Annotated in this window: 25 protein-coding genes and 1 tRNA gene; 16 read left to right on the forward strand and 10 right to left on the reverse strand. The window is 66.1% G+C overall.

The annotated features are described in order from the left end of the window. Nucleotides 1–5 precede the first annotated feature (5 nt). Nucleotides 6–710, forward strand: a complete 705-nt coding sequence (locus CCK87_RS01010) for a glycosyltransferase family 2 protein (protein ID WP_349289982.1) — start codon at nucleotides 6–8, stop codon at nucleotides 708–710. Between the two features lie 266 nt (nucleotides 711–976). On the opposite strand, the gene CCK87_RS01015 is transcribed toward CCK87_RS01010, so the two are convergent. The 4 genes from CCK87_RS01015 to CCK87_RS01030 all read right to left on the reverse strand — a co-directional run bounded on the left by CCK87_RS01015 (nucleotide 977) and on the right by CCK87_RS01030 (nucleotide 4172). Then, nucleotides 977–1735 (reverse strand): HAD-IIB family hydrolase, encoded by a 759-nt coding sequence (locus CCK87_RS01015; protein WP_086459669.1) that lies wholly within the window; start codon nucleotides 1733–1735, stop codon nucleotides 977–979. Between the two features lie 47 nt (nucleotides 1736–1782). Next, on the reverse strand, nucleotides 1783–2490 hold the full coding sequence (locus CCK87_RS01020) for an HAD-IA family hydrolase (RefSeq protein WP_249273647.1): 708 nt from the start codon (nucleotides 2488–2490) through the stop codon (nucleotides 1783–1785). Beyond that, on the reverse strand, nucleotides 2491–3489 hold the full coding sequence (rfbB, locus tag CCK87_RS01025) for a dTDP-glucose 4,6-dehydratase (RefSeq protein WP_086459670.1): 999 nt from the start codon (nucleotides 3487–3489) through the stop codon (nucleotides 2491–2493). Between the two features lie 62 nt (nucleotides 3490–3551). After that, on the reverse strand, nucleotides 3552–4172 hold the full coding sequence (locus CCK87_RS01030; RefSeq protein ID WP_140162736.1) for a MarC family protein: 621 nt from the start codon (nucleotides 4170–4172) through the stop codon (nucleotides 3552–3554). Nucleotides 4173–4331: 159 nt separating this feature from the next. On the opposite strand from CCK87_RS01030, the gene CCK87_RS01035 reads away from it, so the two are divergent. The 7 genes from CCK87_RS01035 to CCK87_RS01065 all read left to right on the forward strand — a co-directional run bounded on the left by CCK87_RS01035 (nucleotide 4332) and on the right by CCK87_RS01065 (nucleotide 9291). Next, nucleotides 4332–4404 (forward strand) — tRNA-Trp (locus CCK87_RS01035). 90 nt (nucleotides 4405–4494) lie between these two features. Beyond that, nucleotides 4495–4767, forward strand: a complete 273-nt coding sequence (secE, locus tag CCK87_RS01040) for a preprotein translocase subunit SecE (RefSeq protein ID WP_086459672.1) — start codon at nucleotides 4495–4497, stop codon at nucleotides 4765–4767. 133 nt (nucleotides 4768–4900) lie between these two features. Continuing rightward, complete coding sequence (gene nusG, locus CCK87_RS01045) at nucleotides 4901–5896, forward strand: transcription termination/antitermination protein NusG (protein ID WP_086459673.1); 996 nt, start codon at nucleotides 4901–4903, stop codon at nucleotides 5894–5896. A 231-nt stretch (nucleotides 5897–6127) separates the two neighbouring features. Beyond that, nucleotides 6128–6559, forward strand: coding sequence for a 50S ribosomal protein L11 (rplK, locus tag CCK87_RS01050; protein WP_055776148.1), 432 nt, complete (start codon nucleotides 6128–6130; stop codon nucleotides 6557–6559). Nucleotides 6560–6697: 138 nt separating this feature from the next. After that, a complete protein-coding gene (rplA, locus tag CCK87_RS01055; protein ID WP_085482817.1) occupies nucleotides 6698–7387 on the forward strand; it encodes a 50S ribosomal protein L1 in 690 nt (229 codons plus the stop codon). A 247-nt stretch (nucleotides 7388–7634) separates the two neighbouring features. Further along, the gene (locus CCK87_RS01060) at nucleotides 7635–8588 is read left to right on the forward strand and encodes a hypothetical protein (protein WP_086459674.1); all 954 of its coding nucleotides are present in this window, start codon (nucleotides 7635–7637) and stop codon (nucleotides 8586–8588) included. A gap of 172 nt (nucleotides 8589–8760) precedes the next feature. After that, nucleotides 8761–9291, forward strand: a complete 531-nt coding sequence (locus tag CCK87_RS01065) for a GNAT family N-acetyltransferase (RefSeq protein WP_086460308.1) — start codon at nucleotides 8761–8763, stop codon at nucleotides 9289–9291. Between the two features lie 16 nt (nucleotides 9292–9307). Here the strand turns inward: CCK87_RS01065 and CCK87_RS01070 are convergent, their stop codons facing one another. Then, complete coding sequence (locus CCK87_RS01070) at nucleotides 9308–10738, reverse strand: DHA2 family efflux MFS transporter permease subunit (protein ID WP_086459675.1); 1431 nt, start codon at nucleotides 10736–10738, stop codon at nucleotides 9308–9310. 76 nt (nucleotides 10739–10814) lie between these two features. Here CCK87_RS01070 and CCK87_RS01075 point away from each other — a divergent pair, with 76 nt between their 5' ends. Beyond that, nucleotides 10815–11456, forward strand: coding sequence for a TetR/AcrR family transcriptional regulator (locus CCK87_RS01075; protein ID WP_249273648.1), 642 nt, complete (start codon nucleotides 10815–10817; stop codon nucleotides 11454–11456). Here the strand turns inward: CCK87_RS01075 and CCK87_RS01080 are convergent. Continuing rightward, on the reverse strand, nucleotides 11453–12892 hold the full coding sequence (locus tag CCK87_RS01080; protein WP_086459677.1) for an RNB domain-containing ribonuclease: 1440 nt from the start codon (nucleotides 12890–12892) through the stop codon (nucleotides 11453–11455). The two genes, CCK87_RS01075 and CCK87_RS01080, sit on opposite strands and share 4 nt — an antisense overlap. 54 nt (nucleotides 12893–12946) lie before the next feature. After that, the gene (locus CCK87_RS01085) at nucleotides 12947–13897 is read right to left on the reverse strand and encodes an NADP-dependent oxidoreductase (protein ID WP_086460309.1); all 951 of its coding nucleotides are present in this window, start codon (nucleotides 13895–13897) and stop codon (nucleotides 12947–12949) included. Nucleotides 13898–14158: 261 nt separating this feature from the next. On the opposite strand from CCK87_RS01085, the gene CCK87_RS01090 reads away from it, so the two are divergent. Continuing rightward, nucleotides 14159–14860 (forward strand): DUF998 domain-containing protein, encoded by a 702-nt coding sequence (locus CCK87_RS01090; RefSeq protein WP_170927100.1) that lies wholly within the window; start codon nucleotides 14159–14161, stop codon nucleotides 14858–14860. On the opposite strand, the gene CCK87_RS01095 is transcribed toward CCK87_RS01090, so the two are convergent. Beyond that, nucleotides 14841–15455 (reverse strand): YqaJ viral recombinase family protein, encoded by a 615-nt coding sequence (locus CCK87_RS01095; protein ID WP_086459679.1) that lies wholly within the window; start codon nucleotides 15453–15455, stop codon nucleotides 14841–14843. The genes CCK87_RS01090 and CCK87_RS01095 overlap by 20 nt on opposite strands. A gap of 111 nt (nucleotides 15456–15566) precedes the next feature. Here CCK87_RS01095 and CCK87_RS01100 point away from each other — a divergent pair, with 111 nt between their 5' ends. Continuing rightward, a complete protein-coding gene (locus CCK87_RS01100) occupies nucleotides 15567–16406 on the forward strand; it encodes an NAD(P)-dependent oxidoreductase (protein ID WP_086459680.1) in 840 nt (279 codons plus the stop codon). A gap of 13 nt (nucleotides 16407–16419) precedes the next feature. Next, complete coding sequence (locus tag CCK87_RS01105) at nucleotides 16420–17328, forward strand: PD40 domain-containing protein (RefSeq protein WP_170927101.1); 909 nt, start codon at nucleotides 16420–16422, stop codon at nucleotides 17326–17328. 7 nt (nucleotides 17329–17335) lie between these two features. On the opposite strand, the gene CCK87_RS01110 is transcribed toward CCK87_RS01105, so the two are convergent. Next, nucleotides 17336–17758: a DUF4190 domain-containing protein gene (locus tag CCK87_RS01110; RefSeq protein ID WP_086459681.1), complete on the reverse strand. Its 423-nt coding sequence runs from the start codon at nucleotides 17756–17758 to the stop codon at nucleotides 17336–17338. Nucleotides 17759–18082: 324 nt separating this feature from the next. On the opposite strand from CCK87_RS01110, the gene rplJ reads away from it, so the two are divergent. The 3 genes from rplJ to CCK87_RS01125 all read left to right on the forward strand — a co-directional run bounded on the left by rplJ (nucleotide 18083) and on the right by CCK87_RS01125 (nucleotide 19869). Continuing rightward, the gene (gene rplJ, locus CCK87_RS01115) at nucleotides 18083–18595 is read left to right on the forward strand and encodes a 50S ribosomal protein L10 (RefSeq protein WP_086459682.1); all 513 of its coding nucleotides are present in this window, start codon (nucleotides 18083–18085) and stop codon (nucleotides 18593–18595) included. Between the two features lie 90 nt (nucleotides 18596–18685). After that, complete coding sequence (rplL, locus tag CCK87_RS01120; RefSeq protein ID WP_086459683.1) at nucleotides 18686–19069, forward strand: 50S ribosomal protein L7/L12; 384 nt, start codon at nucleotides 18686–18688, stop codon at nucleotides 19067–19069. A 122-nt stretch (nucleotides 19070–19191) separates the two neighbouring features. Next, entirely contained in the window at nucleotides 19192–19869 is a 678-nt protein-coding gene (locus CCK87_RS01125) for a hypothetical protein (RefSeq protein ID WP_086459684.1), read from the forward strand. A 74-nt stretch (nucleotides 19870–19943) separates the two neighbouring features. On the opposite strand, the gene CCK87_RS01130 is transcribed toward CCK87_RS01125, so the two are convergent. Next, nucleotides 19944–20972 carry a LacI family DNA-binding transcriptional regulator gene (locus CCK87_RS01130; RefSeq protein ID WP_086459685.1) on the reverse strand — a complete coding sequence of 343 codons (1029 nt, stop codon included), beginning with the start codon at nucleotides 20970–20972 and terminating at the stop codon, nucleotides 19944–19946. A gap of 305 nt (nucleotides 20973–21277) precedes the next feature. Here CCK87_RS01130 and CCK87_RS01135 point away from each other — a divergent pair, with 305 nt between their 5' ends. After that, a complete protein-coding gene (locus CCK87_RS01135; RefSeq protein ID WP_086459686.1) occupies nucleotides 21278–22603 on the forward strand; it encodes an extracellular solute-binding protein in 1326 nt (441 codons plus the stop codon). Nucleotides 22604–22699: the final 96 nt, after the last annotated feature.

Consider the following 22699-nt stretch of genomic DNA (forward strand, 5'->3'; position numbering starts at 1 on the left):
TCGTCATTCCCGTCAAAGACGACGGCGAGCTGCTGAGGCGCTGCCTCGGTGCGCTCGCCCAGCAGCGGCGCCGGCCCGACGAGATCGTGGTCGTCGACAACGGGTCGAGCGATCACAGTGCGCAGGTCGCGCGGGATGCCGGTGCCCGCGTCGTGTTCGTCGACGGCGGCGGAATTCCGGCTGCGAGCGCGGCCGGTTACGACGCCGCGAGCTACGACGTCATCGCGCGGTTGGATGCCGATTGCCTGCCCGGTCCCGCCTGGCTCGAGCGGGTAGCGGCGGCGTTCGCGGCGCATCCGGATGCCGTGGCGGTGACCGGCGGAGCGCACTTCATCGACGGGCCGAAGCGGCTGCGCCAGCCGCTGGCGGCGTTCTACCTCGGAGCGTACTTCGGCACGGTGTACCTGGCGCTCGCCCACATACCGTTGTTCGGCTCGAACTTCGCCCTGCGCCGCGATGCCTGGGAGTCGGTCAGCGGTGCTGTGCATCGCGGCGACGCGTTCGTGCACGACGACATGGACCTCTCGCTGCACCTCGGGCCCGAGCGGCGCATCCGCTATGTCAGGGGACTCGGCATGGGAATCTCGATGCGGCCGCTGTTCGATGCGAGCGGCTTCGCGACGCGCATCAGGCGGGGATTCCACTCGCTGACGATCCACTGGCCGCACGAGTTTCCGTGGCTGCGCTGGGCGCGGCGACTGCGGCGGTGATGGTCTCGATACGCCGGCTCCTTCGTCGCGGGGCTACTCGACCGGCGCACAACCTGCGGTGGGCGCGCCGGCTGCGTCGGTGATGGTCTCGATACGCCGGCTCCTCCGTCGCGCGGCTACTCGACCAGCGCACAACCTGCGGTGGGCGCGCCGGCTGCGACGGTGAAGGTCTCGATACGCCGGCTCCTCCGTCGCGCGGCTACTCGACCAGCGCACAACCTGCGGTGGTCGAGTAGGCCGCCCACGGCCGTATCGAGATCCGACGACTACAGGGTCGGGATGAGCTCGTCGAGGAGCGCGGCGGTGTCGTGCCAGCCCTCGACCGCGTGGCATTCGACGCCGAGCGCCTTCACCGGGTAGTCGTTGCCGTCGGGGTCGAGGCGGTCTCCCACGAAGAGCATGTCATCGAGCGGGATGCCCGTGAGTTCGGCCAGCCGCGTCATGCCGTAGGCCTTGTCGATTCCCTGCCGCGTGATGTCGACCGAGGTCGATCCGCCGCTGCGCACCTCGAGATCGGGCAGCAGCGCCTGGGCGGCCTCACGGAGCGTGTTCTTCTTGACGCCGTCGGGATCCCACGCTGCCTTCGCCGGGACGGGCGCGCCCTGGCCCAGCGCCGAGAACGTGATCTGCGATCCGCGGTCCTCGAGAATCGGTCCCCAGGTCTCCGACTCCCAGTAGCCGAGGCGCCGGGCCTCGCCCTCGACGGCGGCCAGCGCGCGGTGCTTCTCGTCGTCGGTGAGGTTCTGCGCGTAGACCTGGTTCCATGCCCCGCCCTCGAAGCGGTAGTACTGCGTGCCGCACGTGGGCATCAGGTGCAGTCTCGTGAGCGCCTCGGGGCTCGCGGCCGTGAGATTGTCGATGACCTGGGCGGTGAACTGCCCGTACTGGCCGCCCGAGATGATGCACACCTCGACCCGGTCGAGCAGGGTCACGAGAAGCTCCGCCATACGCGGATCGATAGCCGTCTTCGAGGGCGCGAGAGTGTCGTCGAGGTCGAAGGCGACGAGACGGGGAGTCGAGGTCATGGCTGTCCGTTCTGCACCGATCGCGGAAGTCGCGGGGCGCGTCGATTCTAGAGGGGCAGAGCGATGGTGATACTGGGCCTCGAGTCGGGGCCATCGGCTGCGGGCTCGTGCACGGTCACCGTGGCGTCGCGATAGTCCCGGATGCGCGGCAGGCCGCGCGTGGTCTCGCTCTCGTGCGACCCGACCACGACCGTGCGCATGCCCGCCGCGAGACCCGCTGCGATGCCGGCCTCGGCATCCTCGAAGACGATCGCGTCTGCCGGATCGACGCCGAGCAGCTGAGCGGCCAGGAGGTAGCAGTCGGGCGCGGGCTTGCCTCGCTCGACGTCGGCGGCCGTCACGACAACGCCCGGTGTCGGCACGTCGGCGATCTCGAGCCGGCGAAGGGCGAGCGCCCGCCTCGCCGAGGTGACGAGAGCGATGGATGCCGTGGGCAGGCTCTCGACGAAGGCGCGAGCACCCGGAACGGGCACGATGCCGTCGACCGCGGCGAGCTCGAGCTCGAAGAGTCGATCGGCGCCCGTCGCCACGTCGAAGCCATCGGGGCCGTGCCGCAGCATCGTGTCTTCGGCCCGCACGCCGTGGCCGGTGGCGATGATCGCCTGCGCATCCATGCCGTTCTCGGCCGCGAAGGCGGTCCAGACCTGCTCGACCACCGCGGTGGAGTCGACGAGAGTGCCGTCCATGTCGAACAGCACGGCCCGGGCGACGAGGTTCGTCGTGCCGGGTGTGCCGGTCGTGGCGACCGTCGTCACCTACTGGCCCTGGAGCTGGTACTTCGCCTCGGTCTCGGCCTTCTGCGGCTTCCACCAGTTCTCATTGTCGCGGTACCAGGCCACGGTCGAGGCGAGGCCCGACTCGAAGTCGGAGTACTGCGGAACCCAGCCGAGCTGCGTGCGCAGCTTGGTGGAGTCGATGGCGTAGCGGAGGTCGTGCCCGGGGCGGTCGATCACGTGGTCGTAAGCGTCGGCGGGCTGGCCGAGGGTCTCGAGGATCAGCTCGACGACCTGCTTGTTGTTCTTCTCGCCGTCGGCGCCGATGAGGTAGGTCTCGCCGATCTCGCCCTTGTCGATGATCGTGAGCACGGCGGAGGAGTGGTCGTTCGCGTGGATCCAGTCGCGCACGTTCTCGCCCGCACCATAGAGCTTGGGACGCTCGCCCGTGAGCACGTTCGTGATCTGGCGCGGAATGAACTTCTCGACGTGCTGGTAGGGGCCGTAGTTGTTCGAGCAGTTCGAGATCGTGGCGCGCAGTCCGAATGAGCGAACCCAGGCGCGCACCAGCAGGTCGCTGCCGGCCTTGGTCGAGGAGTACGGGCTCGACGGGTTGTACGGGGTCTGCTCGGTGAACCGCTCCGGGTCGTCGAGCTCGAGGTCTCCGTAGACCTCGTCGGTCGAGATGTGGTGGAAGCGGACGTCGTGCTTGCGTGCCGCCTCGATCAGCGTGAATGTGCCGATGATGTTGGTGTCGAGGAACGGGCGGGGGTCGTGCAGCGAGTTGTCGTTGTGGCTCTCGGCCGCGTAGTGCACCACGACATCGGCGTTCTCGACGAGGCTGTCGACGAGGGCGGCGTCGGCGATGTCGCCCTTGACGAAGGTGAAGCGCTCGGGGTCGAGCCCGTCGAGCGACGCGAGGTTGCCGGCATAGGTGAGCTTGTCGAGCACCGTGACGTGGTCATCGGTGTTCTCGAGCACGTAATGCACGAAGTTCGAACCGATGAAACCGGCCCCACCGGTAACGAGAAGCTTGCGCACTGAGATCTCCTGAAGTCGACGAAAAGATTTCCCCCATAGTAACCGGGGGCGCCCGCGCGCCCTCAGTGCATGAGTGACGGGAAGGCCACGCCCAGTGCCGCGAGGATGGATTGCAGGGCGATCGAGAGCAGCAACAGCCCGAAGATACGGGTCAGGATGCTCATGCCCGTCGGTCTGATCGCCTTGGCCAGGTAGGGGGCGAAGAAGAGGGCGGTGGCGACGACGACGCCCACGACGACGACGATCGCGGCCCCCGCGACGTAATCGATCACATCCGTGTAGCCGTTTGCGAACGTGATCACCAGGCTGATCGCGCCCGGCCCCGCGATAAGCGGAATGGCGAGGGGGACGACCACAGGGGACTCCGTGGGGTCGGCGGTCAGCACGTTTTTCTTCGCGGTCAGCATGCCCCAGCCGATGGAGGCCACAAGAAGGTTGCCCGCGATGCGGAACGAGGTGATGTCGATTCCGAACGCCTCGAGGATGTAGCGGCCGACGACGAGCGAGAGCACGAGCACGGCCACGACCGCCGCCCCGACGAGCAGGGCGATGCGCTTCTGGCGCTTCTCGTCGAAGTCTTTCGTGAGGCCTAAGAAGATGGGAAGGCTGCCGATGGGATTCGTGATCGTGAGGAGCGCGATGGCGCTGGTCACGAGGGTGGGCCCTTCGATCGTGTGGCTCATGGTCACACTGTACTGATGGCGTGTCACCGCGCTGGCTTTACTCTCGTTCTGCTCTCGCCTACACTTGGTCGAGGTAGTTGAAGTCTGCCAAGCTTTTTTATGCCCTTTTTGGGTTGTGAAGGGTTTGGCGGGTGACGATTCCCGGGCTTTTCAGCCCGAAGGGTGGTGGCTCAATTGGTAGAGCAGCGGTCTCCAAAACCGCAGGTTGCAGGTTCGAGTCCTGTCCGCCCTGCTGATCGAATCCGGTCGTTCTCGCAGAGTCTGTGAGGGTGAGCAGAGGAGATTGGGCCGGATGGCCGAATTGTGAAGGGTAACTACTTACGTGGCACGCAAAGTAATCGACGAACCGAGTGAAGAAGTCGTCGAGAGCGCCAAAAAAGAACGGGCTGCTCGCCGCAATCCGTTCGCCCGTATCGTGCTCTTCGTCAAGCAGGTCTTCCAAGAGCTCAAGAAGGTCGTCACTCCGACGCGCAAAGAGCTGCTGAGCTACACCGCAGTCGTTCTTGTCTTCGTCATCATCATGATGGCGCTGGTGTCGGGTCTCGACGCAGTGTTCGCCTGGCTTGCACTGATCGTCTTCGGAAATCCCGTCTAACTGAATCGACGCGGGTACACAGGTTCTGTCAGAACATGTGCGGCCTGAGTTGTAGTGCGGCTGGGTTCCGCAGAGCGGTGACCGAAGGCATCCTGCGCCAAGCGCAATAATCAACGAATTGGAACGGATTTACGTGGCAGAGTCACAGCGCGACGACGTCGAGAACGTCGCAGCCGAAGAGAAGTCAGCCGAGACCACGGCGGCGCGCGAAACGCCCGCCGACCTCGACGCTCTCCTCGAGGCGATCGACGCGAATCCAGACCCCGAGGCCGACGCCATCGTCGATGACGCCCTCGACATCAGCGACGCAGACGAGGCCGCCGCGGCTATCGACGTGCTCGATGACCCCGATGCCGCTACGGTGCTCGACGAAGACGGCGACGACATCGCCACCGCAGTCGCCGAAGCCGAGGCCGAAGCCGACGTGATCGATGCGGCCGAGCAGGCCGACGCATCCGACGCCGAGACCGCCGACGGCGAGCAGGCCGACGAGGCCGAGCCCGCCGACGTCGACCCCTACGAGGCGTTCCGCAAAGAACTCCGCACTCTACCGGGCAAGTGGTACGTCATCCACTCCTACGCCGGCTTCGAGAAGCGCGTGAAGCAGAACATCGAGAGCCGCAAGACATCGATGGGCATGGAGGACTTCGTCTTCCAGGTCGAGGTTCCGATGGAAGACGTCGTCGAGATCAAGAACGGCCAGCGCAAGCTCGTCACTCGCGTTCGCATTCCCGGCTACGTGCTCGTTCGTATGTTCCTCAACGAAGACAGCTGGTCTGTCGTGCGTCACACGCCCGGCGTCACCGGCTTCGTGGGCAACTCGCACAACCCCACGCCGCTGCGTTTCGAAGAGGCGTTCTCGATGCTGCAGTCGCTCGTCGTCGTCGCCGATGTTCCCGTCGCCAAGGCTGCGGGCGGCAAGGGCGGCAAGGCCGTCTCCCGCTCGATTCCGGCCGAGGTCGACTTCGAGATCGGCGAGACCATCACCATCAAGGAAGGCTCGTTCGCGGGTCTGCCCGGTTCGATCAGCGAGATCAAGCCCGAGAGCGGCAAACTCACGGTTCTCGTCTCGCTGTTCGAGCGCGAGACTCCGGTCGAGCTCAGCTTCGACCAGGTCACCAAGCTCTAACGCACCGCGTTGGTCGAGTAGCCGCTCGCGGCGTAACGAAACCACGTCGAGCCCACCGTTGATTCGGTGGGCTCGATGGCGTTAACGCGCGCTATCGCGTATGCTTGGAGGGTTGTCCTCATACCGGCGCGCCTTCTGGCGTGCTGACGAAGTCGGCCACAAACCGCGTTCACCGAACGGCGGGAGAGTTCGCCAATCAGGGCGCACTCGACACAGATAAGGAAGAGAAAAATGGCACCGAAGAAGAAGGTTACCGGTCTGATCAAGCTTCAGATCAAGGCCGGCGCCGCCAACCCCGCACCCCCCATCGGGCCTGCGCTGGGACAGCACGGCGTCAACATCATGGAGTTCTGCAAGCAGTACAACGCAGCAACCGAAGCTCAGCGTGGAAACGTCATCCCCGTCGAGATCACCGTGTACGAAGACCGTTCGTTCACATTCATCCTGAAGACGCCCCCGGCAGCAGAGCTCATCAAGAAGGCCGCCGGAGTCGCCAAGGGTTCGGGAACGCCTCACACCGTCAAGGTCGCGAAGCTCACCCAGGCACAGGTTCGCGAGATCGCCGAGACCAAGATGGCCGACCTCAACGCGAACGACATCGCCGCCGCGTCGAAGATCATCGCCGGAACCGCCCGCTCCATGGGCATCACGGTCGAGGCGTAACTCCTCACCGCACCTCGTTGATCGAGTAGGCCCTCCGACACGCTCGGGGAACGCCGCGAGATCAGCATCACTCAGCACGACGTGGGAGAGCCAGCCAGGCTCACGTAAACCACACTCCAAGATTCAGGAGAATCAGTTATGGCAAAGAACTCCAAGGCCTACAAGGCCGCGGCAGCAAAGATCGAAGAGGGCAAGGTCTACACGCCCACCGAAGCAATGGCTCTCGCCCGCGAGACCGGCTCCGCCAAGTTCGACAGCACCGTCGAGGTCGCACTCAAGCTCGGCGTCGACCCCCGCAAGGCAGACCAGATGGTCCGCGGCACCGTGATTCTTCCTCACGGCACCGGTAAGACCGCCCGCGTCATCGTCTTCGCGACCGGTCCCGCCGCCGAAGCCGCCATCGCGGCCGGCGCCGACGAGGTCGGTGGCGACGAGCTGATCGAGAAGGTGGCCGCTGGCTACACGAACTTCGACTCGGCTGTCTCGACCCCCGAGCTCATGGGTAAGGTCGGACGCCTCGGTAAGGTGCTCGGTCCCCGTGGCCTCATGCCCAACCCGAAGACCGGAACGGTGACGCCCGACGTCGCCAAGGCCGTCAACGAGATCAAGGGTGGAAAGATCGAGTTCCGCGTCGACAAGCACTCCAACGTGCACTTCGTCGCCGGCAAGGCATCCTTCACCGAGGAGCAGCTCACCGAGAACGTCAAGGCCGCCCTCGAAGAGGTCGTCCGTTTGAAGCCGTCCTCCTCCAAGGGCCGCTACATCAACAAGGGCACGGTCTCCACGACGTTCGGCCCGGGCATCCCGCTCGACGTCAACGCCATCTAGGCTTAGCTTTTCTCCGAAAGGGCCGCTCTCGCATCGCGAGGGCGGCCCTTTCTGCGTGCTGCGCGTTCTGTCGCGAGGCTCGCTGCGCCGAGGTGGCAGTTCGGGCGGGGTCTGCCGGCCGAGGTGACAGTTGGCGTCAACGCAACTGGCAACTCGTAGCACTCCGGCACAACCGTCTCCGATGCGCTGCTCTGCACAGGTGCTCCTCCGCCCGGCGGACGCTCGCGAAACGTGCCACCGTCGTGACATGGCCACTCCGTCGCCCCTTCCCGATGCGCTCGAATCGAAGATCTTCACCACTCGAGAGGCGTTGTCCAGCGGCGTCGGTCCGTCGAGGTTGCGGGCTCGCGATATCGCTCATCCGTTTCGCGGGGTCAACCTCGTCTCCGATCGGCAGCCGACTTTCGTGCAGCGTTGCCGAGCGCTGATGGCGGTACTCCCGCCCGGGTCGTTCATCAGTCACGAGTCAGCCGCGCGCCTCTTCGACTTTCCCGTTCGCCGAGGAGACGCGCGCAGCATCCACGTCACGGTGCCCGCGCCGTACCGAGCGCCACGCCGCCGTTACGTCGTCGGTCACCGTCGTAGCGTGCTCGGCGACGAATGGATGCGCTCGGTGGGGTTCGCGCACAGCACCGCGTGCCGCGCGTGGCTGGAGCTCACGGGTTCATCCTTCACTCTCGACGACGCCATCATCGTGGGCGATTATCTGGTGAGGCCGAGGGAGACCCGTCGTGCATACCGACCGCTAGCTACTCTCGATCAGCTGCGAACGGCAGCCGAACGTTCGATAGATCGCCGAGGCGCCGGCCGCATAGCGCGCGCGCTCGACGGGATCCGGGAGCGAGTGGACTCACCGAAGGAGACCGAACTCCGTCTTCTCCTGCTCCGAGCAGGATGCCCGGAACTCATCGTGAACGAACCCTTCCTCGATCAGTGGGGTCGAGTGATCGTGCAACCCGACTTGCGCATTCGCGGCTTCAGAATCACGCTCGACTACGAAGGCGACCATCACCGCACGCAACGCAGACAGTGGATGCGCGACGTGCGGCGGTTCCGGCAGCTCGCGGGCGCTGAGATCGTCGGCCTTCGCGTGGTCGCCGATGACCTGGAGCCACCCGGAGTGTACGAATTCCTCGACGAAGTGCAGGGCGAACTCGACCGACAGGGCTGGACGGGACGGCTCCGCTATCGACTGAGTTGACGCTGCGGTGGGGTTTGCGCCTGCGATATGACAGTTGAGGTCAACGGAAGTGGCACGTCGAGCCTCTCGAGTGCACGGAAGTGGCAACTCGCACCTCGCGAACGCTCCGAACGGGCATGGCGCCGACGAGGGCGGCGGCGGGCACTCGGGCGGGCGGCGGTATTCTGACCGGATGGTTCTTTCTGTGCGACGTGCCGTCGCCTCCGACAGTGGTGCGCTCGCCGCGGTGGCCGCAGCCACTTTTCCGCTCGCGTGTCCTCCGCACACCACCGACGAGGCGAAGGCCGCGTTCATCGCGACCCACCTCAGCCAGGCGAACTTCGACACGTACCTCGCCGACCCGGCCCGCGACATCCTGCTCGCCGAGATCGAGGGCGAGGCGGTGGGCTACACGATGCTCGTGTTCGCTGAGCCGTCCGATCCGGATGTGGCGTCGGCGCTGACCGTGACGCCGTCGATCGAGCTCAGCAAGTTCTACGTGCTCGCGGGGCACCACGGCCAGGGAATCGCATCCGCGCTCATGACCGAGACGATCGCGGTCGCGCAGAAGCGTGGCGCCGCCGCCGTGTGGCTCGGAGTGAACGAGGAGAACGCTCGAGCGAATCGCTTCTACGAGAAGAACGGCTTCGCCAAGGTCGGCACGAAGCGGTTCCTCGTGGGGGAGAGGTACGAAGACGACTTCGTGCGGGAGCGCGTGCTCTAGCCGCCCCTCGGCAGCCTCAGGCCACCGGCTCCAGCGTGGCCTCACGCACAACAGGGGCCTCGCCACGAACGTCTGAGCTGCGCCCCGCCGGCAAGAACATCGCGATCACGGCGGCGAGGGCCAACGCAGCGGCACCGACGAACACGGCCGGAACCGCGGCATCCACGTAGCCCGTGGGCGTGAGCTGACCGCCCGCGCCGGTGAAGACGGCTGTGAGCACCGCGATGCCTAGTGCGACGCCGATCTCGCGCAGCGTCGAGTTGGTTCCCGAGGCCTTGGCGTGGTCGGCCGGCGTCATGTTCACGAGCACGGCCGTGGAGCTCGGCGCGAAGACGAGTCCCATGCCGAGGCCCGCGAAGATGAAGCCGGGCAGCATCGCCGGGTACGTCGCATCCGGGGCCATCGTGGCGGCCAGCCAGCCGATGCCGATGGCGAGCGACGCGAGACCGGCGACGATCAGGATGCGCGTGCCGACCCGCGGCGCGATCAGCCCGGCGAGCGGCGCCACGACCATGGGCGCCATGGTCCAGGGCATGGTGAGCGCGCCCGCTTCGAGGGGCGAGTAGCCCTGCACGATCTGCAAGAACTGGATCAGGATGAACACCGCGCCGAACGCACCGAAGCTGAAGATGAGACCCACGGCGTTTGCGATCGAGAAGCTCCGGTCGCGAAAGAGGCGGAGTGGGAGGAGCGGCGCGGACACCCGGGACTCTCGCACGAGGAAGAGGGCCATCAGAACGCCGCCGCCGATGAGGGCGACGAGCACCTCTGCGCTCGCCCAGCCCGCGTCGTTACCCCGCACGATCCCATAGACGATGCCGAGAATGCCGACGCCGGCGAGCACCACTCCCCAGATGTCGGCGCGCACGCGGGCGCCGAAGGAGTTGGGCAGCGCGGCGATGACCAGCGGAACAGAGAGGATGCCCAGGGGCACATTGAGCCAGAAGATAGCCTGCCAGTTCCACCCCTCGACGACCGCGCCGCCGATGAGCGGACCGAGAGCGACGCCGAGTCCGGAGATGCCTCCCCAGATGCCGATCGCGAGGGGCCGCATCCGAGTGGAGACGGAGCCGACGAGCAGGGTGAGCGACAGGGGCATGATGGCGGCGGATCCGGCACCCTGCACGGCTCGGGCGAGCACCAGCATCCAAGGCTCTGTGCTGAGCGCGGCTGCGGCACTCGAGAGCGTGAAGAGCACGATGCCGCCGACGAAGAAGTGGCGGCGCCCGAAGCGGTCGCCCAGGCTTACGAAGAGGAGCATCAGGGCGGCGAAGGTCAGCGTGTAGGCGTTGGTGATCCACTGGAGCTCCGTGACGCCGGCTCCGAGATCTTGGTGGATGACAGGGAGGGCGCTGGTCACGACGAGGTTGTCGAGGGTCGCCATGAAGACCGGCACCGAAGCGGCGACGAGTGCAAGCCACACCGGGATGCGACGGGTGACGGACATGAATTCTCCCCAGGAAACGACATTAGTAATCAATCAATTACTCGAGCGTAAGTTATCGGCTGATATCATGTCAAGCGTGACCAACGACACTGCTCCTGACCATCCGACTCGCGAGCGGATGCCCGCTGCCGAGCGACGCGAGTTGATCCTCGGGCACGCCAGCGAGGTCTTCGGTCGCCGGGGGTACCCGGGCACCACCACCGAGCAGATCGCGCAGGCCGCCGGCATCAGTCAGCCCTACGTCGTGCGCATGTTCGGCACAAAAGAGAAGCTGTTCGTCGAGGTGATGGAGCGCGCCCTCGGCAAGCTCATCGTCGCCTTTCGCGAGGTCATCCGTCTGCGCGATTCGGGGGAGATCCCGGCCGGCGAACTCGGCGCGCGACTGGGCCAGGCCTACGTCGACCTGATCGAGGACCGAGGCATTCTGATGTCTCTGATGCAGGGGTTCATCCAGGGTCACGACGATGTGATCGGCCGCCGCGCGCGTGCCGGATTCCTCGAGATCTACCGGCTGCTGCGCGACGAGGCGGGGATTCCCGCCGACGACGTTCGGAGCTTCCTCGCCGATGGAATGTTGATCAACACCCTCCTCGCTATCGGCATGCCCGACAACTTCGAGGGCGACGAGGCCGCCACCGAGCTGATGAATCTCTCGTTCGGAGCGAAACTCGACGCCGTACTGTGCGTCGCGAGCGAGCAGTCGAGCCGGCAGGCCTAAGCGACGAGTTCGAACAGGACTCGGCCCGACTCGATATCTGCCTCGACAAGCCTGACCCGCACTCGGTCGCCGGCGGTCAGGCTCCCTGTGCATTCCGCGTCGACGGCCGGGTCGATGAGCTGAACGACACCGCGGCTCTCTTTCGCTGAGATCACCGAGGCGTCGAAGAGCTCTCCGACGCGGTCGGAGAGCAGCGCCGCCTCGACCGCCGCGATCGACCGGTTGTCGAGTTGCGAGGCGCGCGAATCGGATGCCGCCATGATCTTCGGCAGGGAGGCGAGGGCATCGCGGGCCCACTGCGGTGGCGCCTCACCCGCGCACAGCGCCTCGCAGACGACAAGCGTGAACCGATCGACGAGTCGCCGCAACGGAGCAGTCGTGTGCGCGTAGGGCGCGGCGACGGCGGCCTGGATGACCTGCTCGGGTACAGCGCCGTCGAAGGCCGTGTAGCCGGCGCCGCGGAAAAGGGACCCCGCGGCGTGGGTGATCGCGAGCTGAAGGGGGTCGTTCGAGTCGAGCGACGCGAGATATTCCCCATAGGGCATGGACTCGGGCCACGGATGGCCCAGCGCCTCCGTGCGGAGCCTGAACCGCTCGACCGTCTCGTCGTCGGGGGCGGGCATGGTTCTGAGAATGCCGACTCGACCGGCGATCATGATGCGCGCGGCCTCCATTCCGGTGAGGAGCGAGATCTGCGCGTTCCACTCTTCGACGGGCAGCGATGAGCGCCGCTCCAGCGTGTAGTGGCCGTCGCTCGAGGAGACGATCTGCTCGGGTCGCGAGAGGCTCGCGCCGCCGCGCAGCCGCTCGAGAACGCGGCGGGCCGGCCCGACCTCGGCGAGCAGCATCAGCGTGACGTCGGCGGTCGAGCGGTCGGGGCCACTGCCGGAGTCGATCTCGCGCTGTGCCTCGACGTACGAGAGCTGGCGAATGCTCCGGATGCGCGCGCGCGACAGCTCGGTCGACAGCACCGCGCCGTCGGCCCCGAGCGAAAACCGCCACACGAACGCTCCCCGCACCTGATTCGGCAGCAGCGATGCAGCGCCCTCACTGATGCTCGCGGGGTGCAGCGGGATGCGGCCGTCGGGTGCATAGAACGTCTGCCCGCGGCGCCTCGCCTCGGTATCGATCTCACCGAGCGGCTCGACGAACGCGGGCACGTCGGCGATCGCGTAGCGCAGAAGGTACCCATCGCCCAGGCGCTCTATCTGCACGGCCTGGTCGAGATCGGTCGAGCCCTCGGGGTCGATCGTGATGAACGGAACGTCGCTGAGATCGGCGGTCGGCAGAGGCTTCGTCTCCACCACGCGCCGAGCTTCCGAGTCGACGGCCGCAGGAAAGGCGGTGGGCAACTCGAGGTCGGTGCGGATTGCCGCGATCGCCGCGGCGAGACGGTCATCGGTAGAGGTCGTCAGCCTGAGCGGAGATCGAGTCACGCGCCCCAGCGTACGCGGCGCTCGTGAACTGCGGCCGAGCGGCGCGGGCCGGGGTTACGGAACCTCGAGAACGATCTTTCCGCGGGCGTGCCCGCGCTCGAGGAGAGCGTGGGCCTCGGCGGCCTCATCGAGCGGAAAGATCTCAGCGACGTGCACGTGCAGATCGCCGGAGTCGATGAGTCTCGAGATGATCGCGAGGCAGGCTGCGTCGGGTGAGACCGAGTACCCGCTCCACCGAACCCCGGCGTCCTCGGCCTCCGCCGCGAGTCCGGGCCAGCCGCCGGTCGGAACCGAGATGATGAGTCCTCCGTGACGGAGCACGGACAGTGAGCGTGTTCCCGTGTGGTCGTGAACGTTTCCGACGAGATCGATCACCACGTCGACATCCGACACCCGCTCTTCGAAGCGCGTGGTCGTGTAGTCGATGACCTCCTCGGCGCCCAGCCCGCGCAGCCAGCTCACATTGTTACCCGAGGTCGTAGCGATCACACGCGCACCGAAATACACGGCCAGTTGCACGGCCAGATGACCGACGCCGCCAGCGCCCGCGTGGATGAGCATGCGCTGCCCCTCATGCGCCTTCGCCAGGTCTACGACGACTCCCCATGCCGTGAGTGCCGCTGTCGGCACGGCGGCAGCCTCCACGGGAGTGAGCCGACGCGGTTTGCGGGCGACCTGAAGGCTCGGAACAGCGACGTACTGGGCGTACGAGCCGAAGGTGCGAGGCGCCGCGCTGACGCCGTAGACCTCGTCGCCCGGTTTGAGCGGATGTCCGTCATAGGGACTCTCGACGACGATTCCGCAGAAGTCGCGACCAATGACGGTGGGGTAGAACGGGATGGCGATGGACACTCCGGCGCCCGAACGGGTCTTCGCGTCGATCGGGTTGATGCCAGCCGCCGAGACCTTCACGAGAACCTCCGAGCCGACCCTCGCGGGCGTGGCCACATCGGTCAGCCGCAGAACCGATGGATCTCCCGGTGTGTCGAACACGACCGCTTTCATCAGAGCCGGTGCCGATGAGGGGGGAGCGCTGACGATGTGCGGGGTGATCGAATTGGTCTCGTGCGGCGTCATCGCTGGCCTTTCATCGGCGGGTTCTGGGCGTCCCGTGAGGGATTCTCAACAGGGAATATGCGGCCTGTCGAGCGTGTGGGTCGTTCGGGCTTCCCGCAGGCTCCAGTCAATCGGTCGAATGATTCACCGGTGTTACGGCGGTGTTCCTTGGAGGCAAACAAACTTCGCCGCCGCTAGCATTCGTAGATCGTGACTTTCCGCCTCTCTCGTGCAGCGTCGCCCCGGGTGGCTCGGGCTCTGCTCGCTGCAGCCGCCGCGGCCGTGCTCGTCGGTCTCGCGTTGTTGTGGGGCGCTCGCATCGCGGCGAACCGCTTCGTCTACGTGAGCGAGCTGGGGGCAGACGGCGAGCCGACCGCCTGGGCCTTCCGCTGGGCTCTCCTTCTCGTGGCCGTCGCCGCGCTGACTGTGGCCGCAGAAGCGACGCCCCTGCGCTCGCGGATGCGCATCCTCGCGCTCGCCACACCGTCTGTCTCTCTGCTCATCGCGGGTTCTGCGTTCGCGCTCGCGTCGCAGATCACGTGCACCAGCGGCTGCCCCCTGCCGGTGGGCGACTCGTTCACGTGGCAGGACTTCACGCACACCGTCATCGCCGTGATCGGCTTCGCCGCCGCGTGCATCGCCATGCTGCAGGTGGCGACGGCGCGCGATCACCCGAAGCTCGCCCGACTCTCGATGGTGTCGGCCGTCGTGGTGGCCGTGGTCGCCGGGGCCGGCGGCATCCTGTCTCTCGCCCGATTCATGCAGCACCTGGGCGGTCTGCTCGAGTTCGCCGCGACCACGGTCGCCCTGCTCTGGCTGGCGATTCTCGCGGTCGCGCTGCTCGCCGCTGTGCCGAACCGGGCGGCCGTGCCGACCGGATACGCGAGCCCGGTCAGCGGGCGGGTTGGATGAGCGCGAGCAGCTTGTCGGCCAGATTCACGAGACGCGCGATCTCGTTCTCGTCTCTATCGACCCAGCGGCTCTGCGGCTCGGGGTCGACGGGCATGAAGTTCTCGTGCTGCTCCCACACCACGATGGTGCGCTCGGCCCCCAGCACGTACTGCTGCCACCAGACCTGCCGAAGGTAGTGCCGGGGAATCGAGCGCCACGCCTTGTTGGTGGTCTTGATTTCTGCCAGCTCGATCGTTCCGTTCTTGGTGACGGCCACGCCGTCGGGTGTCGCCAGGTGTCGTTTCTCGCCCTCCGCGTGAAACAGCGATGAGCTGGGAAGCACCCCGAACATGGCGCGCACGTAGCGCGCGATGTGCGGCTCGCGGTCTTTGCCGTGATCGGTGAAGATGTTGCCGCCGAAGCCCGTGCCGTTGATCTTGTCGTAGGCCACCGACTCGAGATTCTGCGGGCCGGTGAGGCGGGCGACGTCGGTGGCGGTGACGCCTCGGCTGCGTGCGCGAAGCCATTCGACGCGGTTCGTGCCGTCGGCGACGAGGCGGTCGAGATGGGCGGGCCGGGCCGGCTTCTGCTCCTCTTCCCAGGGGAACGAGAGCATAGGCTGCGGAGTCACCTGCCTATTCTCGCTCACGACCGGTGACAGACTGGAGTGACGCGCTCGTTTCGATCATCGATGCCGAGCGCTCGCCTCACAACACGGGAGTTTTGAATGCGTATTGCACTGACCGGCGGTTCTGGAAAGCTCGGCAGCGTTGTGCTGCCGTACCTGCGCGAGCAGGGCCACACCGTGACCAACTTCGATGTCGTCGGCGAACGCGGCCCCGGCTTCGTGCGTCTCGACCTGGCCAACTACGGCGATGTCGTGGATGCCTTCCACAGCGTCGACGACGGACCCGACGGCTTCGACGCCATCGTGCACCTCGCCGCGATCCCGGCCCCAGGCATCCGGAGCGACGTGGTGACGTTCGAGAACAACATGCTCGGCACGTACCACGTGTTCAAGGCGGCCGAGCGGGCCGGAATCACGAACATCGTCTACGCCTCGAGCGAGACCGTGCTGGGGCTGCCGTTCGACGTGCCGCCGCCTTACATCCCCGTCGACGAGGAGTATGCGGCGCGGCCCGAGAGCACCTACTCGCTCGTGAAGCACCTCGAGGAGACGATGGCGATCGAGCTCACGCGCTGGAACCCCGAGCTGAAGATCGTGGCGCTGCGCTTCTCGAACGTGATGCACGAGTCCGACTACGCCGAGTTCCCGTCGTTCGACGCCGATGCGCTGCTCCGGAAATGGAACCTCTGGGGCTACATCGACGCCCGCGACGGAGCACAGGCCGTTCTCAAGGCGCTCGAGTGGCAGCACACGGGCTTCGAGCGCTTCATCATCGCGTCGCCCGACACGGTCATGAGCCGCCCGAACTCCGAGCTCGTCGCCGAGGTCTTCCCCGGAGTCGAGACTCGCGGAGACCTCGACAACAACAACACGCTGCTGTCGATCGACAAGGCCCGACGCCTGCTCGGCTACGACCCGAAGCACAGCTGGCGCGACTGAGCTGTGCCCCGGCATGACCTTCCTGACTCTGCAGGCAGACCAGCGCGCCGAGGTGCGCGTCTTCGACGTCGACACGGGCGAGGTGACCGTCGTGTTCAGCTCGACGGAGCGCTTCGTCGAGGCGCCGAACTGGCATCCCGACGGAGAGTGGCTCGTGCTCAACGTCGAGGGCGGTCTCGTTCGGCTGCGTGCTGACGGATCGTCGCACCTGGAATCCATCGCGGTGCCCGATCTGCTCGTGCTGAACAACGACCACGTCATCTCGCCCGATGGGGAGCAGCTGCTGGTCTCGGCGAGGGACGGTCAGCTCTATCGGATCCCGTGGAGAGGAGGGGTCGCGAGCCGCATCACGGAGCCGCGCGACCCGGCGCTGCGCTTCAAGTACTACCTGCACGGCGTCTCGCCCGACGGCCAGACGCTGGCCGCCATCGGGGGCGGGCTCGACGCATCCGGCGACTGGGTGACCAACGTGTACACACTGCCCGCGTCAGGCGGGCCGGACACGCAGCTCACCGACGACGCCTTCGCCGACGACGGGTGTGACTTCTCGGCCGACGGCGAGACCATCTGGTTCAACTCGGAGCGGGCGGGGGAGTACCCGGGCCATGCCCAGCTGTTCCGCATGGGCATCGACGGCACCGGGCTGCATCGCGTCACGCACGACGACCGGGTCAACTGGTTTCCGCATCCGTCGCCCGACGGGCAGCACGCGCTCTACCTCAGCTATCCCGCGGGAACGACGGGCCATCCGCCGAATCTCGACGTCGAGCTGAGACTGATCGACCTCTCGTCGGGAGACGAGAGGGTGATCGATTCATTTCTGGGTGGGCAGGGCACGACGAACGTGCCGGGTTGGTCTCCGGATGGCCGCCGCGTCGCCTACGTCGCCTATCCGACGACGCAGGCGGCGGTGCGGCCGTGACCGTCGATCATCGGTAGGAGCTCACGGCTCCGATGAAGCCGAGGAACAGTGTGCCGAAGAAGAGCAGCGCGGCGAAGACGTAGCCGGCGAGGGCGATGTAGCCGAGCACGAGCCCCGCGATCGTGATGCCGCGGCCGTCGTCGCCTGTGCGCTTGATCTGCGCGAGGGCGATGTGGCCGGTGATCACGGGAACGATCGCGAACCCGAGCACACCGAGAACCAGGGTGACGATGCCCAAGACGTTCGTGGGACGAACGGGAGGGTAGGAGTAGTGAGGGGATGCGGGGGAGGCGGGCTGACCCGAGGCGGGCTGGGCCGGGGGCAGCTGGGTGGTCGGCAGCTGAGTCGTGGGCAGCTGCGCCGTGGTGTTCTCGTTCGTGTCGGTGTCGGGAACGTTCGGGGTGTCTGGGGTGAGTGTCGAAGTTGTCATGCTTCAACGCTACGAACCGGCTGCGATTCGGTCGTCGGACCGGGGACGTGTTCTGGTAGTACCACGGCATGATTCCGTAGCGCACTTGCATGGCTCCCGCGCATGACGTATGGTGAACGAAGCCAAAGACCGCCGGTTATCGCCGTGCCCGCATTCGACTCGTTCGAACGCAGTCGCTGTGATCGAAGGTTCACGTCCGTGAAGACCTGCGCAGGAATACGACAGTAAACGCACACTCGTGTGCATTCGCTCCGGCCTCCTGCGCCGGAGCTTTTTTTGTGGGGTGAGCCCGGGGCTACCGGCATTGAAACCACAAGGAGCGCCATGGCGAACAAGGAAGCCTCGGTTGCCGAACTCACGGAACTTTTCCAGAGCTCGACCGCCGTTCTGCTGACCGAGTACCGCGGTCTCACGGTCGCCCAGCTTAAGACGCTGCGCGGCAACCTCCGTGAGCACGCAAGCTACGCCGTGGTAAAGAACACGCTGACCAAGATTGCGGCCAACAACGCCGGCATCTCGTCGTTCGACGACGAACTCGCCGGCCCGTCCGCCATCGCATTCGTTCACGGTGACCCTGTCGCCGTCGCGAAGTCCCTGCGCGACTTTGCCAAGGCAAACCCTCTTCTCGTTGTGAAGGGCGGTTACTTCGACGGTAACCCCCTGACCGCCGAAGAGGTCTCGAAGCTCGCCGACCTCGAATCCAGGGAGGTGCTGCTTGCGAAGCTCGCAGGCGCCTTCAAGGCCTCGCTGTTCGGTGCCGCATACCTCTTCAACGCACCGCTGTCGAAGGCCGTTCGCACGGTCGATGCGCTGCGCGAGAAGCAGTCAAGTAACTAACACCCTTCAACAAACCGTTCCCTGAGCGTTGTGCGCAGGTAACACCAAACCGTTCCCTGAGCTTGTCGAAGGGGAAACAAGGAGAAAATCATGGCAAAGCTGTCAACTGCAGAGCTGCTCGACGCGTTCAAGGAGCTCACGCTCATTGAGCTGAGCGAGTTCGTCAAGGCGTTCGAGGAGACCTTCGAGGTCACCGCTGCTGCCCCCGTCGCGGTCGCCGCGGCCGGTGGCGGAGCCGCCGCCGTCGAAGAGGTCGAGGAGAAGGATTCCTTCGACGTCGTCCTCGAGGCTGCTGGCGAGAAGAAGATCCAGGTCATCAAGGAGGTGCGCGCCCTCACGAGCCTCGGTCTCGGAGAGGCGAAGGCAGTCGTTGACGGCGCTCCCAAGGCCGTCCTCGAGGGCGTCAACAAGGAGACCGCCGAGAAGGCCAAGGCTCAGCTCGAAGAGGCTGGCGCAACCGTCACCCTCAAGTAGTCTGCGCTCCGGCTTCGGAGCACACTACTGATTCAGAAGGCCCTCGCACTGAAAGTGCGGGGGCCTTCTGTGTACTCAGGTCTGGTGTGTAACCTGGAAGGCCAACGAGGGAAGGAGTCGTCATGGCCACGGTCTACGATGACGTTCCCCCTCGCGTGCACGACGCTCCGCCCGCCAGCGATCGCACGGAGAGGCCGAGCTTTCGCGCATCCGGTGCCCGTGTCGTCGGGACGGTGAAGGCCGCCGCCCCGCCCGTGGCCCGCGGCGCCGCTCAGCTCGGGCTTCTGACCGCCCACCTGATCGCAACCGGGGCGATCCTCTCGGCGTCGGCCACGATCCTGCTGCTGACCGCGGGCTACGCCTCGGATGGCGTGGGTGCGCTTCTCCTCTGTCTGCTCGCGGCCGTCGTCGTCTCGGCGATCTCCACCGTCTTCGTCGTCATCGTCGGGCTGCCACTGCGCATCAGCCGCCGAGCCAGGCTCTGGTGGATCCGCCATGGTGAGCTCGCCTTCGTCGGCGCGGCCATCGGTGTCGGCCTGCTGGTCGCGTCGGCGGTTCTCGGTGGCGGGGGAGCGCCCAACGGCTGGCTGCTCGTGCCGGGGTGGCTGCTGTTCGCCTTCTCGCTGGCCCACACCTGGTGGCCGGATCGCTGGCGCCCCGAACGCCTGCGCACGAAGAAGCCCGAGCCCAGGGTGCGTGCCGCAGCACACGAACGTGGCGATCGTCGCCGTCGTGCTCGCGCGTCTTTCGACGAGTTCCTCGCGTCGAGCGGCCGAGCGTTCCGCGGCGACCGCGACTGAAGCTCGTCGCCGAGCGCGGGTGTTCTCGCGTTCCGCGAGGGTTCAGCCACCGCGTTGGGCGAGAGCGCCCGCGGTCAGCGCTGGGCGCCGGCGCGCGGGGCCGACGTGCTCGAGCGCATCACGAGTTGCGCGGGCACGGTCGTGTGGATGCTCGGGGGCGTCCATCCGGCGGTCTCGAGTTGTCGGATCACCAGGTCGACGGCCTGTTCGCCCTGCTTCGCCGGGTTCTGGGCGATAGACGTGAGCCCGAAGAGGTCGGCGAGGGGATGGTTGTCGATGCCGATCACCGACAGGTCGTCGGGAACAGAGATGCCGAGCTCTCGCGCGGCGAGGATGACGCCGATCGCCACCTCGTCGGCCGCGGCGAAGATGGCGGTGGGGCGGCGCCGAGGGTCGCCGAGAATCTGCTTGCCGGCGGCGTATCCGCCCGGGATGTCGAAGTGGGTCGCGACGTAGGACTCGTCGCTGAACGGCAGGCCGGCTGCCGAGAGGGCATCCATGAATCCCTGCAGGCGCTTCGAGTGCACGTGGAAGTCCATCAACTCGGCCGCGTCTCCGCCCACGTGCATGATGTTCGTGTGGCCGAGGGCGATGAGGTGTTCTGTCGCGAGACGCGCCGCCGCGATGTCGTCGATGCTGAGGGTCGGGATGCCGGCGAGCGGCCCGCCGATGCCGGCGATGGGCTTGCCGAGGGCGACAAGAGACGAAGCCTCGTCGGGTGAGATCTCGAGGGTCACGGCGATGATCGCGTCGACCCGCTTGCGCACCAGGAAGTACTCGAAGACCCGGCTGCGGGCATCGATGTCTTTCGTGAGGTTGTAGAGCATGAGGTCGTAGCCGCGATCGATGAGCGCGCGTTCGACGCCCTCGATGATGCTGCCGAAGAACCACTGATTGATCACGGGAATGATGACCCCGACGTTGTTCGTTCGACCCGTGACAAGACTCGAGGCGTTCGACGAGACCACGTAGCCCAGTTCACTGGCGGCGTTCTCGACCTTGTGCCGCGTTATCGACGAGACATAGCCCCGGCCGCTCAGCGCGCGCGAAACCGTGGCTTTCGACACTCCAGCTCGGAGCGCGACGTCTTCGATGCCCGACATTCCTGGCTGACCCCCTCGTCTGCAATCGGTTCCAGAATTGTAACCTCCTTGTCACATTCCCGAGCCCAACCATAGCGCCGGGACCCAGTTGGGGCTGAACTCTGAGAGCGCTCTCGGTATCGAATCGTTACGGAATTTTGTTCTGTCGATCTCGGGGTTGTGCTTCCATGGGACTCATGGAAAGGTTTTCCTACCTGCCCTCCCCGCGGCCTGTTCGCGCGGTTGGGCCGTCCTAGTCCGGTCACTCAACCGGCAGGCAGATCGGCCGTCCTGACGATCTGTTCTCGACTCAATGAGGAGGAGAAATGCGGGTTTCCCTGCATCGCCGTATCGCAGCACCTATCGCCATCGCCACGATCGTCGGACTTGCCCTTGTCGGCTGCGCCGAAGAGAGTGGCACCGACTCTGGCTCGACCGAGGGCCAGACCGTCAAGATCTCCGGTGGAATCACCGGCACCGAGGCCGACGCCCTCAACAAGAGCTTCGACGCGTTCACCAAAGACACCGGCATCAAGGTCGAGTACACGGGTGACAAGAGCTTCGAGGGCAACATCGTCACGAAGGTCACCGGTGGCTCCGCCCCCGACATCGCCATCGTTCCCCAGCCCGGTCTGCTGAAGACCCTCGTCGAGACCGGTGAGGTCAAAGAGGCCGCAGAAGAGACGAGCGCCAACGTCGACAAGAACTGGTCGCCCGACTGGAAGAAGTACGGCACGTTCGACGGCAAGTTCTACGCCGCCCCGATGCTCGCCAGCATCAAGGGCTACGTCTGGTATTCGCCGGCGCAGTTCAAGGAGTGGGGCGTCACCGTTCCCACCACCTGGGACGAGACGCTCGCGCTGACCAAGACCATCCAGGAGAAGACGCAGAAGGCTCCCTGGTGTGCCGGCTTCGCATCTGACGCCGCTTCGGGTTGGCCCGGAACCGACTGGATCGAGGACCTCGTGCTTCGCCAGTCCGGCCCCGATGTCTACGACAGCTGGGTTGCTGGAGACACCAAGTTCACCGACCCCGACATCAAGAAGGCCTTCGACTCCGTCGGAGAGATCCTGCTGAACCCGGCCTACGTGAACGCGGGCTACGGCGATGTCAAGAGCATCAACTCCACCGCATTCGGTGACGTCGCGGCCAAGGTCGCCGACGGCAGCTGTGCGCTGACCCACCAGGCGTCGTTCCTCTCGAGCAACTTCCTCGACGTCAAGACCGCTGCAGGCACGACGCCGACCGTCGCTCCCGACGGAGACGTCTACGGCTTCGTGCTCCCGGGCATCGAGGCAGGCTCGGCCAACATCGAGGTCGGCGGCGAGTTCGTCACGCCGTTCACCGACTCCGAGGCCGTCAAGAAGGTCACCGCCTACATGGCCACCCCTGAGTTCGCGGACGCTCGCGTCAGCCTCGGTGGAGTCATCTCGGCCAACCTGAACGCCGACCCCTCCAAGGCATCCAGCCCGCTTCTGCAGGACGCCATGAAGCTCCTCCAGGACCCGAACACGACCGTTCGTTTCGATGGCTCAGACCTGATGCCCTCGACCGTCGGTGCCGGTTCGTTCTGGAAGGGCATGGTCAGCTGGATCGATGGCAAGGACACCGACACGGTGCTCAGTGACATCCAGGCCGGTTACGAGAACTAACGCATAACCACCTGTCGGGCAGATCTGCCCGGCGCCCGTGGGGGCCGCTCGTACAACGGGGCGGCCCCCACTCTCGGCCCTACCGATCGAAAGGTC

The organism is Agreia sp. VKM Ac-1783 (assembly GCF_900177765.1).
Classification (GTDB): domain Bacteria; phylum Actinomycetota; class Actinomycetes; order Actinomycetales; family Microbacteriaceae; genus Agreia.